The sequence below is a fragment of the Colwellia psychrerythraea genome, assembly GCF_000764225.1.
Lineage (GTDB): Bacteria > Pseudomonadota > Gammaproteobacteria > Enterobacterales > Alteromonadaceae > Colwellia > Colwellia psychrerythraea_D.
Window position 1 is genome coordinate 482321 of sequence record NZ_JQED01000005.1, and the last position, 17574, is coordinate 499894.

A 17574-nucleotide genomic window follows, 5' to 3' on the forward strand; every position below is an offset into this window, starting at 1 on the left:
CAAGTTAGTAAAACAGTTGAACTTGCTCGTTTTCAATACGAATATCGTAAACAGCAATCGTCTGCTCCTCTTGTAAACAACGCCCTGTTTTTAACGAGTAGTGTTGTTTATATAAAGGCGAAGAAACCACTGGTTCATCGTTGATACATCCCACAAGACCACGGTACAATACGTTGGCTTGGCCAATAGGATCGTAGTTACCTACGGCATATATTTTTTCTTCGCTATTAGGAATATGGAAAATAGCAACCTGTTCATCTTCACCCGCCGAGTTTGCAATTAAAGCACTGATACCAGAATCTTTTACTAGATCTGTTGTTTCACAAATAGTGCGCCATGATTTTTCAGCTTTTTCTGTGGTTAAGTTCGTCATTTTTTGCTCCTCTTAAGCTTCTTCAGCGATGGCTTCTTTCTTAGTTGCATCGATAACTTTAACATCAATTTTTTCTTGTCCACGTGCAGGACGAATTTGCTCGCGTTCAGTTACAAACTGGATATTGCTATCACTTTTGTCTGAGTTAACAAATGGTTGGAAACGTTTTAATGCTTCAGGATCTTCAATGGTTGTTTTCCATTCACATTGATAGGTTCCAACAATTGACTGCATTTGCGTTTCTAGCACATCGTTAATGCCTAAACTGTCCTTTATGATAACGTCTTGTAAGTAAGCTAAACCGCCTTCTAAGTTATCCATCCATGTTGAAGTACGCTGTAATCTGTCACCCGTTTGTACATAAAACATCAAGATACGGTCAACATAATTGACTAAGGTTTCATCATCTAAATCAGTAGCGAATAAATCACCGTGGCGAGGTTTCATACCACCGTTACCGGCTACATAAAGATTCCAACCATTATCTGTAGCGATAATACCGATATCTTTACCTTGTGCTTCAGCACATTCACGCGTACAACCAGAGACACCGAACTTAATCTTATGAGGAGCACGTAATCCTTTGTATCTGTGCTCTAAGTCGATTGCCATGCTCATGCTGTCTTGCACACCGTAACGGCACCAAGTCGAACCAACACAGGATTTAACAGTACGTAATGATTTACCGTAGGCGTGGCCTGTTTCAAAACCAGCCTCCACTAATTCTTTCCAAATGGGGGGTAATTGCTCAACCCGTGCACCAAATAAATCAACCCGCGCGCCACCAGTAATTTTGGTATATAAGTTATATTTTTTAGCCACTTCGCCTAACACAATAAGTTTATCAGGGGTTATTTCACCACCAGCAATACGAGGCACAACGGAGTAAGTGCCATCTTTTTGCATGTTACCTAGATAAGTATCATTGGTATCTTGTAGTGATAAATGAGGTTTTTTAAGAATGTAGTCATTCCATACTGAGGCAAGTACAGAGCCTGCTACGGGTTTACAAATTTCACAACCTAAACCGCGGCCATGTTTTTCAAGTAGCTCATCAAAGGTTTTGATTTTTTCAACACTGACAATATCGAATAATTCACGACGTGAGTAAGCAAAATGTTCACAAATATCTTTTTTAACTTCAACACCGCGCTTTTCAAATTCGTTATCAGCAACGCTTTTAACCAAGGCGGCACAACCACCACAACCCGATCCGGCTTTAGTACAGCTTTTAACATCGCCAACAGTCATTGCGCCGGCATCAATAGAAGCAATGATGTCGCCTTTAGTCACGTTATGACATGAACAAATGGTTGCTGTATCAGGTAATGCATCAACGCCTAATGTTGGCTTGTCAGCCGCCATTGGCAGGATCAGACCTTCAGGAGAATCAGGTAATTCAATGGCGTTAAGCATATATTGTAGTAGGGTGTCGTAGTCACTGGTATCACCGATAAGTACCGCACCTAGTAAGTTTTTTTTGTCGGCAGAGACAACAATTTTTTTATAAACACCTTCAGGTTGGTTTTCATAAGTGTAGGTTAAAGCACCTGCAGTTTTACCGTGAGCATCACCAATTGAGCCAACTTCTACGCCCATTAATTTTAACTTAGTGCTCATATCTGCGCCGGTAAAGGCTGCAATTTCGCCGTTTTCGCTGGTAATGCCAGCAATGTGTTTAGCTGCTACTTTAGCCATGGTGTAACCCGGCGCAACTAGACCAAAAATAAAGTTATTCCACAAGGCACACTCACCTATAGCGTAAATATTTTCATCCGATGTTTGACATTGATTGTTAACAACGATTCCGCCACGTTCGCCTAAAGTCAGGTCAAATTCACGTGCAAGGTTGTCATATGGGCGGATACCCGCCGAAAATAAAATTAAATCAGTTTCTAACTCGGTATCATCGCTAAAGCATAATTTATAACGACTAGTATCGCCTTTTTCGATAACACTTGTCGCTTTTGAGGTATGGACTTGAACCCCTAAATCTTCAATTTTTTCTCTTAATAAGCGACCGCCACCGCCATCAATTTGTACACCCATTAATTGTGGTGCAAACTCAACAACATGTGTTTGTAGGCCTAATTGTTTAATAGCATTTGCCGCTTCAAGACCTAATAACCCCCCACCAATAACAACGCCAACTTTACTTTCTTTAGCACTCGCTGCGATGTCTTCTAAATCGTCTATGGTCCGATAAACTAAACAATGCTCTTGGTCTTTGCCAGGAATCGGTGGAACAAACGGATAAGATCCTGTCGCTAAAATTAATTTATCGTAATGGTAGGTCTCACCACTTTCAGTGGTGACATATTGAACTATTTTATCAATCAAGATTACTTTCGCATTGGTTTTAAAAGTCACACCCAATTCTTCGTAATGCTCCGGTGTAGTCATTGCTAAGTCGTCAGCAGTTTTGCCTGCAAAATATTCTGACAAATGAACTCTATCGTAAGCTAAGCGAGACTCCGCTGAGAGCACTGTTATTTGGTAATTTGGATTTTTAGCCATTTCCTCAACAAAGTGATGGCCAACCATGCCGTTACCTACCACAACAATATTTGATTTGGTTAATAGCTGTTTATCTGTACTCATAAGGACAATCCTACTCAAAATGCGGGAAAAAAATAAAACCGATTAGTTAAGACACGCTATTAACAAGGTTTTATTCAAGATGCCTTTAGTAGAGCAATCTAGATGCCAATATTTTTTTAACCTATTTAACAACAACTTAATTGTGGAAGAGTAGTATTGCATTAAGCCATTGCACTAGAGTGAATGTTATTTAGCACTCGGACGGTGCAAGCACTCAAAATATGTAAACAACATTCTTATGGGTTTTTAATTGCTAAGCAGCTAAGTAATTACTCATGCCACCAGGGACAATGCTGTCACCTTATGACAGCATTACTGTGAGAAGAAACTTCATATCCGCATTATAACTGACTTGCTATGTGCTTCCCCTCGAAGGGACTAAGTGGAAAAGTCAGTTGAATATCGCCACTAGAGGCATTTTCTTAAGTCGCTGTAGTTGATACAGTCCATTTACCATTAGGATATTTACTTTCTTCAGAGACGCTGAATTTTTTAATAAAGGCGCTGGCTGGCATAGGCTTGCCAGTATAATAACCTTGTACATAATCACACTTCTCGTCTTGTAGGTAGTGTAGTTGCGCTTCAGTTTCGACACCTTCAGCAAGTACATGTAAACCTAACGAGTGACTCATCTGAATAATAGCAGTGGTAATAGATTTACTATCATCATCATTCTCAAGGTCTGAAATAAAACTTCGGTCTATCTTCATTTTTTGAATGGGAAAGCGCTTGAGATAACTGAGCGAAGAATAGCCTGTACCAAAATCATCCATCGCCAACTGAAAGCCTGCATCGTGCAAGGCTTGCATTGTCTCAATAGCTTGATCAACATTATCCATCACCGCACCTTCTGTGATTTCAAGCTCTATAAAATCAGGGCTTACATCATGTCGCGCTAGAATCATTAACATATGCTGTAAAAGATCTTTTCGCCTAAATTGCACAGGTGAAATGTTAATCGCAATCTTAAAGTCTGTAATACCCACATTGACAAAGTTTTTTATTTCACGACAGGCCTGCGCTAATACCCAATCACCCAATTCATTGATCAGTCCACTCTTCTCAGCAACGGCAATAAATTTATCCGGAGGGACCATGCCCTTTTCAGGGTGATGCCATCTTATCAACGCCTCCGCCCCCACAAGAGTATCTTGCTCAATAGTAAAAAGTGGTTGGTAATAGAGTTCAAAATGCTCTTGAGTCAAAGACTCAGTTAAATCAGTCAAAATCTCCTTATTTTTTTGCAATTTTGCATTCATCTCACGAGTAAAAAAGCGCACGGTATTACGACCATCATCCTTAGCTTGATACATAGCAATATCAGCATTACGCAATAATTCTTCACTATTAGCTGCATCGTCTGGATAAATAGTGATACCAATACTACTGCCCATATTAATATTATTGCCATTGACCTCTACCGGAATTTTCAATAATTTGTTGAGTCGCTTGGCAAAACTTACTGCATCCTTGACTGCATCAACTTTAGTGATAATAAAAGCAAATTCATCACCGCCTAGCCTAGCTACCGTATCCATTTTACGCCCTGTGTCAGAGAGCCTTGAGGAAACCTCTTTAAGTAATTCATCACCCGCTTCATGACCCATAGTGTCATTAATGATCTTAAAATTATCAAGATCCATAAAAAATACGGCAAATTTATGTTGATGACGATTTGACAAGGCTATCGCCTGTTGTAGACGATCTTGAAATAATAACCTGTTAGGCAAACCAGTAAGAGGATCATGCAGTGCCAGATGTTTTAATTGATTTTCTGCCTGTTTACGTTCATTGATCTGTAGTTTTAGATCTCGGTTATTATTATCGAGTGCCATTTTAGACTGATTAAAGTGATAAGCCAGCAGGCCGAATTCATCCTTTCTCTGGTCATCGAGCAGCTCAGGAGAAACCGACTCTCCTTCTTTAGTTGGCCGCTGAAGTTGGTTAACCATCTGATAAATAGGCACAATTAAACTACGACGACAATAAATAAAACCCAAAAAAGCCGCAATGATCATAATGGCAATGAGTAACATTAAGATCAGGTTTGCTACCTTACTTGCACTAATTATCGCCACCTGTTGTGGCGTGACCACAACAACCTTCCACAGAGTTTTTGGGATCATGAAGACCGAGATAATGACGGGCTCTCCGAGTAAAAAATCCTGCTTACTGAGCATCGAAATAGTCTTAGTATTACGGTGTTCATTCTGATCTTGTTGGGCCAAAACCTTGGCGGAAATTATCTGTGCATTTAAAGGAGATATTTGCTTATTTTGTGCTGTAAGATTGTCAGCCGGTAAGTTTTTGTGATCGGTTATAGATTGAATTAACGATTGATTTATTCCGGTTAAGATATCAGCAACAGGTTTGAATGACCCAAGCTTCTCAGCCAGTTGATTCACAGTAATATACTCTTGAGTTAAATGATTGCTAACGCGATTACTGATTTTAGTTAGTTCATCATCGGGAAAAGACAAAAATTTATTATTACGATCTACTGCATAAGCATACCCTCTTAGTTTGGCACTTCCCTGACGTAAAATACTCTTAAGATTTTGAAGGCTAACATCAACCGTTGCATTACCTGAAAAGATTCCCTGTTTGAACATGGCAACAGTACAAGTCACCATTGGCGCTAATGTGTACGGGTCCATATAAGATTTAGACCACAAGCATTCCCCCTGTTTACTATAACGACCTGGCACATACCATTCTTCATCATGATATCCAGTTCCCTCGATATCATTATATTGGTCAAAATATTGCAATTTCCCTACATTGTCTCGCCCCCAGAAAAAGCTCCGTCGCACAACACCTGGGGTGAATTGCAAAGGTTCAGGCCACACGCCACCGCCAGCAATAATATCTTTATATTCGTTCATATCTAACATTTGAGGAATAACTTTATAGAAAAGCTCGGGGTCTTGCGGCCACGTTTCCCCAGCGGCAGCTAAATGTCGAGTTAAGGTTTCTGCGACACTAATACGCTGCGATATCTCTGATACTATATGAGAACCGATATCATCAATAGATTCTTTATTTTTGTTGACCAGATAATCTTTAACAACAAGGTCAACCACCATATAAGTCGCCGCAGTCATCACTAAAAACAACAGAGTCATGCCAAAAGAAAACTTAAACAAAATGGTGTTCTTAGCTTTTACAATCGATCTATTCGAAGACATCCTTTCACCTTGGCACTAGAAACATGAATAATGAAAATTGAAGTTCCTCTTCAATATAAAGTTAACAATTACGCTATTTTTCAGATAGTCAGTGCCTAAACCTAGCGTAAATAATTCTATTTCTCAAGCGCATTAAGAATCACTTACAATTTATCAAGGGGAGTGGCTTTTGAGGAAGTGTCTACAAGCAAGCGAGGACTAACGAATGAAGGGCACGTTGTCACCGATCAATTTACTGTTTTAAGAGCTTAACACGATATAGCATCAACAAAGGGTTTATTAAAATAATACCGCTGATAACCATAAAATAAAGAAAAATGCCGTTACGCCTTGCCAAAAAAGTACAGGATTACGCTGCAAGATTGGCTGGCTTTTATATTCTTCCAATGCTGAAGCTGTAGGTTTGCGCAAATCAGCTTTCAGTTCAGAGAATGCCTGCAAGCGCAATTTGGGATCTGCTTGAGTCGCTTTTGATAACACCATATCAAGCCAAAAAGGTAAGTCGCTACGAAATTGCCTAATGCTGCGGTACTGCCATTGTGAGTAATTCTCAACACGAGTTTGTTTATTATTGATTGTATAGTTATGACAATTTATATCAGCTCTTTGCATGGGTTTGAAAGGGAGCTCTCCGCAAAGCATTTCATAGGTAATAACTCCCAAAGAGAACAAATCACTTTGGTGGTCCGCATGTAGAGTCAACAGCGTTTCTGGGGCTATATAATTCAAAGTACCTTGAGGCACGGTTTCGGTCACAACATCATTATTTTCCGCCAGTGATGCAATAAGCGCAGTACCATAATCGATGAGAAAAACCTTACCGTAAGCATCAATCATAATATTATCAGGCTTTAAATCCCGATGAATCACCTCCAAGCGCTGAAATGAGCGCAAGGCGATAATGATTTGCTCAATAATATCACGAACTTGCGCAAGGTTAGGTTTGGGGTTGTCGAACATCCATTGCCCTAACGTTTGCCCCTCAATATATTCGCAAACATGGTAAAGAAAGCGACTTTTATCACTGCCGCGCTTTATTTTCATCACGTGGCTATTGTTTAGCCTTTCTCCCAACCAAGCCTCACGTATAAAACCTTGTAAATAGCTACTATCATCAGCGAGGTTTTGAGAAGGAACTTTAAGTACGCATGGCTCAACTTCGTCAGGGTGCTTGGCTAAATATAGATGTGAACGAATACTGGCATGAATAACTTTGCAAATCTCATAGTTATCAATACTATTTCCAATTGATAACGCAGGTGGTATCGCTTTGTTTAGCAGCTCACGTTCGATTTCAACTAATGCCCTATTTGGGGTACCGCCAATATAAACCAATAAACAACTGACATTATCTTTACTGCCATTTTCGATAGCTAATTCTGTCAGTAATTTTGCCATCTGCTCTAGTGCAAGTGTACTCGGAGATTGCGTTAACTGACTCAACTGTTTTTTAATTAGTTGAGCCGATAAATATTCATGAACACCATCACAGGTTAAGACAAAAATATCTCCTGCTCGAACAGCAACTTGTTGAACATCTACTTGCAACCGATGATCAGCACCCAGAGCTCGGGTTAACACACTATGCGATGGCCCCTGTTTTTGTTGATGATCTTTGGTTAAGACCTCAAGCTCATCCTGACGATACTGGCTGATACGCGTATCACCAACATGAAAAATATAGCCGGTAGATGATTTAACGATCAATGCTGAAAAAGTAGTTAACCATTGCAGCGTATAACCTGATACCGCATCAGTTTGTGCATATAACCATTGATTTAAGCTAGATAACACCTTACTAGCAGACTTTTGAGTTGACCATGTTTGCGGTGTTGCGTAATAGTCATTAATAAATTGTGTCACTGATAATTGCGCCGCGTCGGCAGCTTTATTGGCACTTGAAACCCCATCAGCAATAACAGCAACAACACCTTTCGCAGTTAACTCAGCTTCTTTAGGAACGAGTGAAGCAAAAGCATCTTCATTCGTAGCTTTTATGCCGGCACTACTATAACCACCCAAGAACACCTGTAATTTTGCCTGTGTAAACGGTGTTGATTGAGTGGCATTAGCGGCTTGTGCTGCTTGCTTTGTATCAGCCTTATTATCAGTTTCCATTTAATCCCTATTTAAATTTACCATCGGTGAAGTTAATACTACTTAACTTGAATAAGCTCTACAGTACCGTCTTCATTCACTTCGGTAATAGCGCCTTTTGGCTCTTGCATAAAGAGCAAAGTAACAAAACCCAAGACTGCAGTTGCCGCAATCACCAAGAAAAAGCTTTGGTAACTCACCATAGATAATACCGTTAAATAAACCACAGCGCCGACATTACCATAGGCACCTGTCATGCCAGCTATTTGCCCCGTTAATCTTCGCTTAATTAAAGGTACTGCAGCAAATACTGCGCCCTCTCCAGCTTGGACAAAGAAAGAACAAGCCATTGCAGTAAGTACAGCAAGCACTAACGGCCAAGAGCTATCAATTAGTGCCATAGCCAAATACCCCAAAGCTAAACCAGCGGTTAATATCAACAAGGTTTTCTTACGACCATATTTATCACTTAACCACCCACCACCAGGTCGAGACATTAGGTTCATAAAAGCATATAACGAAGCGAGCATACCTGCATAAACCATATCTAAACTAAAGGTTTCAGCAAAAAATAGTGGCAACATGGACACAACGGCTAATTCAGAGCCAAATGTCGCAAAATACAAAACATTTAACACAGCCACTTGCTTGAATTGATACTGGTGAATTTCTGGGACTTTTTCATTAAATAAATGGCCATTAACTTGATATGTTTTCCACACTTCGACAATTAGCAATATCACTAAAGCAACATAAGCGATTATGGTCATATTACTTGATAATAAACTCACGCCTTGCGGCGATAACTTCCAAGTAAGCAATGCTAAAGCACCGTACATAGGCAATTTCATCAATAAGAGTAAATAAAAATCACCGACACTGGTAACTTCCATCGCCCCCGTTTGTTTTGGCTTAAAATACGTTGCACCTTTGGGTGTATCGCTGACATTGGCATACCAGATGAAACTGAAAAGTAAGCTCATCAAACCCGTTAAGGCAATAGCATAACGCCACGCCTCTTCAACACCGAATGTTTTACCTATGTATAGCGTGATTAAAGGTAATGACATTGCTGCTGCCGCAGAACCAAAATTACCCCAACCACCATATAGACCTTCAGCAGTGCCTAGTTCATTAGCAGGGAACCATTCACTGACCATACGTATACCAATAACAAAACCGGCACCAATAAAGCCTAATAAAAAACGCGCTAAAGCGGCTTGCTCAAAATTTTGCGCTAAAGCAAACATAAAGCAAGGCAAGCTACATATAGCTAGCAGAACGGCAAAGGTTAACCGAGGACCATATTTATCCGTCAACATACCAATGATAATACGAGCAGGTATGGTTAACGCCACATTCAAAATAAGCAACGTTTTTATTTCACTACTACTCAAACCTAAGCTGTCGGCAATCACCGCCATTAATGGTGCATGGTTAAACCAGACCATGAAGGTGATAAAAAAGGCCATCCAACTTAAATGTAGAACTTTCATTTTCCCAGTAAATGACCACAGCTTAATGCCAATTTCGCTACTCATTGATTTACTCCTTAAAGTTTATATACCTTATATAGAGCAAGCTAAATGCCAGTAAGTAATATTAATTTATAACCTTATTTATCATAACATTAGGTATTTTCATGATGCAGTAGACGCTAATGTATGCACTTTTTATGGGGCATCGCACCTAGACAGTGCAGTGTGATCAAAGCAGAAAGAAGGTTGATCGCAGAGAAATGGCAATCAATTAACGAAGTAGAGAGTAATGACTACATCACAGTCGTCGTAGTCATTTGAAAATTTAATTATGTTTATTGTAAATCAATCATTGTTTGTTTAGCTGTATAGATAACTCGAAGTATTGATTGATTATAATAGTTCAATTTACAGTGCATTGATCACTGCCAGTTTCATGCTGACAGCTTCATTTACACAATGTAATAAGCCGTTTATTTTACTGTTTGCGTGTAAAATTCGCCTATATATTGGCCACCTTTAATTTTTGCAATTAACCGTAGCTTATAACTATCTCCTTTATTAGCCACTAAGCTTCCTAAAGGGGTATTGCTACGCCAATAATACGGACTCTTTTTCATGCCTAAAGGAAAGGGAGTCATTTTATCACTTTTATCAACGAGAAATAGGGTTGCACTATCTAATGGAAAGGTTGAATTAACTTCTGTTACACCCGCTTCATCAGAGACATTTACTTTAAATTCACCTGAGATAAGTACACAGCTTTTATTAGCGACATCACAGTGCCCCTCTGGTTCGAGCATGATTATTTTATTCTCTGAAGCTTCATTCTCTTCATAATAATCAGCCGCAATAAAGCCGACAACAGCAAGAATAGGTGCGACCATGAAGGCAAGTTTTAGGTGTTTATTCATAAGGTTATCTTTAAGTTAAATTGGATTGTTCATCTTTGATTTAATTAGAACAAATTGCCCTAGAAAAAGAAAGGCTAGGCGACTTTTATAATGGGTCGTCTAGCCTTTTAGTTTTACTTTTTGATAAGTGTTAGTGGTAAGCCCCCTAACACTGCAAACACTTTTCTAGTGATCGTGTGCTGCACTAACAGTACCTGGGATACGCATATTCTCGACCATATCTTGAATATGAGCTGGTGCTGGACCTGTTACTTTAAGTACCGCGAAGGCTACTGCAAAGTTAACTATCGCACCTACTGCACCAAATGCATTAGGTGAAATACCGAAGAACCAGTTTGGACCCATATCACCTAAGAATGAAGTACCTGGAATAAACATAATACCTTTATGTTGGAATACATAAAGCATAGTTACACCGATACCAGAACACATACCTGCAATTGCTGCTGTGCCACTAATTTTCTTAGAGAATATACCCATCATCAGTGCTGGGAAGATACTTGACGCTGCTAAACCAAAGGCTAGCGCAACTGTACCTGCTGCGAACCCTGGAGGATGTAAGCCAAGATAACCGGAGACTAATATTGCGATAGTCATCACCACTCGACCAGCAAGTAACTCATTTTTCTCTGATAAATCAGGTGTTAACACCCCTTTCATTAAATCATGTGAGATGGATGAGGATATCGCTAACAATAAACCAGCCGCAGTTGATAACGCAGCCGCTAGACCACCGGCAGCAACTAATGCAATAACCCAGTTTGGTAAGTTAGCAATCGCTGGGTTAGCTAGTACCATAATGTCACGGTCAACTTTCACCATTTCATTTGTTGCTTTATCAGCAGTGTACTGGATTTTCCCGTCGCCATTTTTGTCTTCAAATTTTAATAAACCCGTTTTTTCCCAGTCTTTAAACCATTGTGGACGTTCGTCATAAACAAGGTTTTCGCCTGCTACTGGTTCAATGGTATTCATCAAGTTAAGACGAGCCATAGCACCAACTGCTGGAGCAACTGTGTAAAGTAATGCGATACAAACTAAAGCATAACCAGCTGAAGAACGAGCAGCTTGTACTGAAGGAACAGTAAAGAAGCGCATAATTACATGAGGAAGACCCGCAGTACCAATCATAAGAGAAATAGTATAAGCGAACATATTCAATGTACCGCCTAGATTAGAGGTAGTGTACTCTTTGAAGCCTAAATCAGTCACAACCATATCTAACTTATCAAGTAAGTAAACACCACTGCCATCGGCTAACGTACTACCTAAACCTAATTGTGGAATTGGGTTACCCGTAAGTTGCAAAGAAATAAAGATTGCAGGAATTGTATAAGCGAAGATCATCACAACATATTGTGCGATTTGCGTATAAGTAATACCTTTCATACCACCCATTACAGCATATACCCAAACAACAGCCATACCGATGCCTAAGCCTAAACCATAATCAACTTCTAAAAAGCGAGAGAAAGCAACACCCACACCTTTCATTTGACCGATGATGTAAGTTAATGATGCGATAATTAAACAAGCAACAGCAACAATACGTGCAGTCTTAGAATAATATCTATCAAAAATAAACTCAGGTACGGTGAACTTACCGTGTTTACGCATGTAAGGTGCAAGTAGCATTGCTAACAATACATAACCACCAGTCCAACCCATTAAGAATACTGAGCCGCCGTAACCTAAGAAAGCAATTAAACCTGCCATTGAAATAAATGATGCCGCTGACATCCAATCGGCACCAATTGCCATACCGTTTTGTAATGGCGTAACACCACCACCAGCTACATAGAAATCACTGGTTGAACCCGCACGAGCCCACCATGCAATAGCAAAATATAAGGCGAATGTGCCAAATACTGCAATGTAAGTATATAGTTTTAACTCATCCATCTCTTAGCCCTCTGCGTGATATTTTTTATCAAGCTTGTTCATTTTGGCACCATACCAAAAAATCAAACCTAAAAATGAATAAATTGAACCTTGCTGTGCAAACCAAAAACCAAGTTTGTACCCACCTAGACGAAATTCATTTAGTGGCTCTACCAAAAGTAAACCTAAACCAAACGAAACCACAAACCAGATTGCAAGACAGATAAAGATCAAGCGCAAGTTTTCCTGCCAATATGCTTCTTTATTTTCCACAATAGTCTCCTAGCGACATAGCGTTTTTTAGCGATTTGTTTTTTTATTTCGCTTTATTACGCCTTAACTTAAAAAATAGTTAGTAATAATTTATCAACATGTAGTCAAAGTGTGGATATAGATTTCTGTCAAAATATCTCTAAGAGCTAACAGTGGCAAAAATCCATATTCAACTTTTAACTGTTAATTACACTAACAAGCTTTGTTTTGGTGGGATATTAGCCTTTAGTCTAGATCACAAAAAAAGCGTAAAAACAGCACATTAACTGAGTAAATAGTCTATTTTTTCATTTTCCGCAATTGCCCCCTTGTTTTGTAACTTGCACTTAATAAACAAGGTGTTTTTATCCGTTATGCACCCTTTATTGCAACAACGTATCGAACTTTAGTCTAGGTTTAGCCAATAACACTTGTTTAACGAACAACAAAACTCTAAATTAACGATATCACCCGATATTTGGTCATTAATACCTAAAGGAAAAGGCAATAGCATGGATACTGAACTTTCCGAAATTAGCACCTTTATTCACAGCATTCCTCCTTTTGATAGTTTACCTAAGCAAGTGCTTGCACAGCTTGTTCGTGAATTAAATATCAATTACGTTAGAAAAGGTGATGAATTACCGCCCAAGGGCATCACCGAACCCAGGTTATACATATTGCGAAAAGGTGCACTTAGCTGCCTTTCTGTCGATGGGGAACTCGTTAATCGCTTAGGTGAAGGTGACTTGTGTGATGCCTTTTATCATAGTGATAGTCAACTGCTCAGTAACAACTCTACCGCGGTAGAAAATCAACTTAACGTTCATTCTGATGAAGATTGTTTAGTCTACAGCGTCGAGTCGAGCGTTTTACATGAAATAGGTGAACGCTTCCCCAGTATTAGTGATTATTTCAGTCAAAATTCAGCTCAGCGTTTAAAAACGAAAATGAGTCAGGTTAATGAAGAGGCCATTTTATCTTCCACCTTGATGAATACTTCAGTCAGCAATTTTTATCAAAGCCCTGTTGCTTCAATTGGTGTTGAACAAACAATTCAGCAAGCCGCGGTGCAAATGACAGAACAGGGTTACTCTTGTTTAGTTGTGGTCGAAAATAATAACCCTGTCGGCATTGTTACCGACAAAGATATTCGCCGTCGTTGTGTTGCAGAAGGTCTTTCAACCAGTGAAGTGATTAGTAAAATCATGACACGAGATATGTGCACGATTGATGTAAAAAGCAATGCCTATGATGCCTTAATGATGATGACAGCTAAGCATATTCATCACCTTCCGGTCACCAAATATGACAACCTTGTTGGTATGGTAACCGTGACAGACTTAATCAATAATGAAGGCCATAATGCCATCAATTTATCTGGCATTATCAATAAAGCGAATACAATTAACGAGTTAAAAGAAATTAGCCAATTATTACCTAAACTGCAAATTAGGTTAGCAAAATTAGGCAGCAGTGCCGATCACGTTGGTAAAAGTGTCAGTGCAATTACCATGGCCTTTACCAAACGCCTGATTGAAATGGCTGAGTACAAATTTGGTCAGGCTCCTGTACCTTATGCATGGCTTGCTGCGGGGTCACAAGCACGGCAAGAACAATTGGCTCATTCCGATCAAGATAATGCCATTATCATCTGTGATTCGATGAAACGCTATGATGATGCTTGGTTTGAAAGTCTTGCTACTTTTGTCTGCGATGGTTTAGCCGAGTGTGGTTTTATCTATTGCCCTGGCGATATTATGGCGACCAATCCAAAATGGCGACAACCCCAAAAAATTTGGCACAGCTATTTTACCGATTGGGTAGAAACCCCGAGCCCAAAAGCCTTGCTCAATAGTAGCGTATTTTTTGATTTAGAAACCATTTATGGGGATGTTTCTTTACTAAACAATGTAAGGAAACAGCTGCTCAAAAAAACACAAAACAGTACACTGTTTATTGCGCACTTATCAAAAAATGCCTTAAATTTACGTCCACCGCTTGGTTTTTTCCGTGATTTTGTTTTAAAGCAAAATGGTAAGCATAAAGCGACTCTGGATTTAAAACATAATGGTATCGCACCTGTGGTTGATTTAGCGCGAATTTACGCCCTTGCAGAAGGTATCAGCGCGGTGAATACCATAGAAAGAATTCAACAGGCCGCGGGTACTCCTTCTTTAACAAAATCCTCGGCAGAAAACTTAATTGATGCTTATGAGTTTTTAGGCATGCTCAGAGTTGAGCACCAAGCGAAAGAATTAATGCGAGGTGAAAGTGCTGATAATTTCTTATCACCCAAAGAAATATCTAAGTTAGAGCGTGAGCACCTTAAAGATGCCTTCAAAGTCATTAAAAGTCTGCAAGACGCTAGACAATCGAGTTACTAATGACCAGTACGACCCTAGCAAATTCACCTATGTTTGGTTGGTTACTTGGTTATGAAGCCAAGCGAAAACAGCTGTTAAAAAAGGCGCCCGCAGGCGCGTTACGCGATTATTTATCGGTACCTTTACCTGACATAAATACCCGTATTGATAAAGTAGACATTTTAGCGGTCGATTTTGAAACAACAGGCCTTAATGCCAAACAAGATAAGCTATTAAGTGTTGGCTTTATCACCCTGAAAAATCAGCAAATATCACTTAAAACAAGCTATCATCAAATTATCAAAACTAAAGAGCAGCTTGAAGAAAGTAATGTCATAATTCATCATATTACCGACAGTCAAAAAGAACAGGGACATGCATTAGCGATAGTAGTTGAAGCATTACTAAAGGCCTTAGCAGGTAAAGTGATGCTGGTACATTTTGCTCGTATTGAAAAGCAGTTTTTGACTGAAGCTTGTTATGAGCTTTATGGTATGGCACCAATTTTCCCCATGATAGACACGCTAGCACTCGCTAAACGCCGCTTAGACAAACGTGATGTGGCTTACGATCCCTCAGAGTTACGTTTAACCAACTTACGAAATAATTTTAAGCTACCCATACACCATGCTCATAATGCATTAAATGATGCTATTGCCACTGCTGAATTATTTATGGCGCAAATGAGTAAAGCCAATAAAGACGGCAAAACCACACTCAAAGATGTTTTATTGTAATAACATCAATACATTTATTTTGTTAATTTAAATGTGCTTTTGAGCTGCCCCCCTTCCGCTTTGCCGTGCTTAGGTTACAATCATGGAATGCTAGATTAATATCGAGACAAAGATACAAAGGATGCTCATGAATAACTTATTGAACGCAGAAAACAACGGCACACCGTTAACCGTCATTGAAAATGATGCCTACCAAGCTTGGCTTAAAAGCCAAACCGAACAAAGTCAAACATGGTTATCAAATACACAATTTAGCGGTAAAGGCTTAGCGCTTATTCCTAATAATCAAGGCGAGCTTAGCCAAGCATTATTTGTCGTTAAAGATGCCAGCAACTTCTTTGCTTGTGGTGATCTAATCAAGCAATTACCGCAAGGGCAATACTTATTACAAGCAGAGCCAAAACATGTGGAACCAATCAGCTTTGGTTGGTTAGTGGGCGCTTACCAATTTGATAGGTACATTAGCGATAAATCAAACAAACAATTAGCCAGTTTAGCGATTAACAACGATGTGATTGTAGACAGTGCGATAAAATTTGCTCAAGCAACAGCATTAACCCGTGACTTAGTGAATACGCCTGCTGCTGATATGATGCCTGTAGATATTGCGCAAACTGCATTAGAACTTGCCGAGCAATTTAATGGTAAGGTTAAACAAATTATTGGCGATGAACTATTAGTCCAAAATTACCCAACCATACATGCCGTTGGCCGCGCCAGTGTACATACCCCTCGTTTAGTCGACTTAACATGGGGCGACAGTAATAACCCGCAAGTAACATTAGTTGGCAAAGGTGTTTGCTTTGATAGCGGTGGTTTAGATATGAAACCTGCTGCAGGTATGCGGAACATGAAAAAAGACATGGGTGGTGCTGCACATGTCTTAGGTCTAGCTCAATTAATTATGGCTCATAACTTACCGATCAATTTACGGGTATTAATTCCTGCGGTAGAAAACGCAGTATCAAGTAATGCACTTCGTCCAGGCGATATAGTTACAACCCGCAAAGGTCTTACTGTCGAAATTCATAATACTGATGCGGAGGGTCGTTTAGTGTTATGTGATGCTCTTGCTGAGGCAGAAAATGATGAACCTGAATTAATAATAGATTTCGCCACCCTTACGGGTGCAATGCGGGTGGCATTAGGTACAGAGTTACCTGGTTTTTTCTCGACCAATGATGAAGTTGCCGCAGGCATTACTTTAGCAGGTAGCAAAATTAGCGATCCCGTATGGCGAATGCCACTTTTTAGTCCCTACGACAATATGTTCGACAGCACCATTGCTGATATGACTAACTGTCCTACACAGCCCTTTGGCGGTGCGATTACTGCGGCATTATATTTACAACGTTTTGTTGAAAAGACAGATTGGGTACATTTTGACGTAATGGCGTTTAATATTCGCCACTTATCAGGGCGTCCAGTCGGTGGTGAGGCATTCGGCATACGTGCTGTCTTTGATTATTTAGCTGCTAGGTTCAGCTAAGTTGGAGTTAAAGGAGAGTACTTTAGGAGATAACACCTTCAGCTAAAAAAAGCCTGCACTGCATCGTTAATATAATAGTGCAGGCTTTTTAGTGCGTACACTTTTCACTACATTAATTAATCTCAATTTTCACACCTCTCATCGAATTTAAGTCTCTTTTCATTGGTTTACCCTGCAAAAAAACATAAACTCATGGAT

At 39.6% G+C, this 17574-nt stretch carries 12 protein-coding genes; 4 read left to right on the forward strand and 8 right to left on the reverse strand.

Annotated features, from left to right (window positions below):
- Positions 1-4: 4 nt before the first annotated feature.
- From nirD to ND2E_RS17040, 5 genes are all read right to left on the reverse strand, one after another.
- Positions 5-373: a nitrite reductase small subunit NirD gene (gene nirD / locus ND2E_RS17060; RefSeq protein ID WP_033092578.1), complete on the reverse strand. Its 369-nt coding sequence runs from the start codon at positions 371-373 to the stop codon at positions 5-7.
- 12 nt (positions 374-385) lie between these two features.
- Positions 386-2974, reverse strand: coding sequence for a nitrite reductase large subunit NirB (nirB, locus tag ND2E_RS17055; protein ID WP_033092579.1), 2589 nt, complete (start codon positions 2972-2974; stop codon positions 386-388).
- A 422-nt stretch (positions 2975-3396) separates the two neighbouring features.
- A complete protein-coding gene (locus tag ND2E_RS17050; RefSeq protein WP_033092580.1) occupies positions 3397-6162 on the reverse strand; it encodes a bifunctional diguanylate cyclase/phosphodiesterase in 2766 nt (921 codons plus the stop codon).
- 279 nt (positions 6163-6441) lie between these two features.
- Positions 6442-8280, reverse strand: a complete 1839-nt coding sequence (locus ND2E_RS17045; RefSeq protein WP_052056244.1) for a bifunctional protein-serine/threonine kinase/phosphatase — start codon at positions 8278-8280, stop codon at positions 6442-6444.
- Between the two features lie 38 nt (positions 8281-8318).
- Positions 8319-9800: a NarK family nitrate/nitrite MFS transporter gene (locus ND2E_RS17040; RefSeq protein ID WP_033092581.1), complete on the reverse strand. Its 1482-nt coding sequence runs from the start codon at positions 9798-9800 to the stop codon at positions 8319-8321.
- A gap of 123 nt (positions 9801-9923) precedes the next feature.
- On the opposite strand from ND2E_RS17040, the gene ND2E_RS23465 reads away from it, so the two are divergent.
- Positions 9924-10058 carry a hypothetical protein gene (locus ND2E_RS23465; RefSeq protein ID WP_263281871.1) on the forward strand — a complete coding sequence of 45 codons (135 nt, stop codon included), beginning with the start codon at positions 9924-9926 and terminating at the stop codon, positions 10056-10058.
- Positions 10059-10210: 152 nt separating this feature from the next.
- Here ND2E_RS23465 and ND2E_RS17035 read toward each other — a convergent pair whose 3' ends face one another.
- The 3 genes from ND2E_RS17035 to ND2E_RS17025 all read right to left on the reverse strand — a co-directional run bounded on the left by ND2E_RS17035 (position 10211) and on the right by ND2E_RS17025 (position 12805).
- Positions 10211-10651 carry a hypothetical protein gene (locus ND2E_RS17035; RefSeq protein ID WP_033092582.1) on the reverse strand — a complete coding sequence of 147 codons (441 nt, stop codon included), beginning with the start codon at positions 10649-10651 and terminating at the stop codon, positions 10211-10213.
- A 165-nt stretch (positions 10652-10816) separates the two neighbouring features.
- Complete coding sequence (locus ND2E_RS17030; protein ID WP_033092583.1) at positions 10817-12553, reverse strand: sodium:solute symporter family protein; 1737 nt, start codon at positions 12551-12553, stop codon at positions 10817-10819.
- Between the two features lie 3 nt (positions 12554-12556).
- On the reverse strand, positions 12557-12805 hold the full coding sequence (locus tag ND2E_RS17025; RefSeq protein ID WP_033092584.1) for a DUF4212 domain-containing protein: 249 nt from the start codon (positions 12803-12805) through the stop codon (positions 12557-12559).
- 491 nt (positions 12806-13296) lie between these two features.
- On the opposite strand from ND2E_RS17025, the gene ND2E_RS17020 reads away from it, so the two are divergent.
- From ND2E_RS17020 to ND2E_RS17010, 3 genes are all read left to right on the forward strand, one after another.
- Complete coding sequence (locus tag ND2E_RS17020) at positions 13297-15171, forward strand: putative nucleotidyltransferase substrate binding domain-containing protein (RefSeq protein WP_033092585.1); 1875 nt, start codon at positions 13297-13299, stop codon at positions 15169-15171.
- Positions 15171-15887 (forward strand): exonuclease domain-containing protein, encoded by a 717-nt coding sequence (locus ND2E_RS17015; RefSeq protein ID WP_223303534.1) that lies wholly within the window; start codon positions 15171-15173, stop codon positions 15885-15887. The genes ND2E_RS17020 and ND2E_RS17015 overlap by 1 nt, the downstream gene beginning before the upstream one ends.
- A gap of 127 nt (positions 15888-16014) precedes the next feature.
- The gene (locus ND2E_RS17010; RefSeq protein ID WP_033092586.1) at positions 16015-17376 is read left to right on the forward strand and encodes a leucyl aminopeptidase family protein; all 1362 of its coding nucleotides are present in this window, start codon (positions 16015-16017) and stop codon (positions 17374-17376) included.
- Positions 17377-17574 lie beyond the last annotated feature (198 nt).

Coding starts and splice junctions, on each gene's coding strand:
- ND2E_RS17020 (WP_033092585.1), top strand. CDS start 13,297: ATGGATACTGAACTTTCCGAAATTAGCACCTTTATTCACAGCATTCCT.
- nirB (WP_033092579.1), bottom strand. CDS start 2,974: ATGAGTACAGATAAACAGCTATTAACCAAATCAAATATTGTTGTGGTA.
- ND2E_RS17050 (WP_033092580.1), bottom strand. CDS start 6,162: ATGTCTTCGAATAGATCGATTGTAAAAGCTAAGAACACCATTTTGTTT.
- ND2E_RS17030 (WP_033092583.1), bottom strand. CDS start 12,553: ATGGATGAGTTAAAACTATATACTTACATTGCAGTATTTGGCACATTC.
- ND2E_RS17035 (WP_033092582.1), bottom strand. CDS start 10,651: ATGAATAAACACCTAAAACTTGCCTTCATGGTCGCACCTATTCTTGCT.
- ND2E_RS17010 (WP_033092586.1), top strand. CDS start 16,015: ATGAATAACTTATTGAACGCAGAAAACAACGGCACACCGTTAACCGTC.
- ND2E_RS17045 (WP_052056244.1), bottom strand. CDS start 8,280: ATGGAAACTGATAATAAGGCTGATACAAAGCAAGCAGCACAAGCCGCT.
- ND2E_RS17015 (WP_223303534.1), top strand. CDS start 15,171: ATGACCAGTACGACCCTAGCAAATTCACCTATGTTTGGTTGGTTACTT.
- ND2E_RS23465 (WP_263281871.1), top strand. CDS start 9,924: ATGCACTTTTTATGGGGCATCGCACCTAGACAGTGCAGTGTGATCAAA.
- ND2E_RS17040 (WP_033092581.1), bottom strand. CDS start 9,800: ATGAGTAGCGAAATTGGCATTAAGCTGTGGTCATTTACTGGGAAAATG.
- nirD (WP_033092578.1), bottom strand. CDS start 373: ATGACGAACTTAACCACAGAAAAAGCTGAAAAATCATGGCGCACTATT.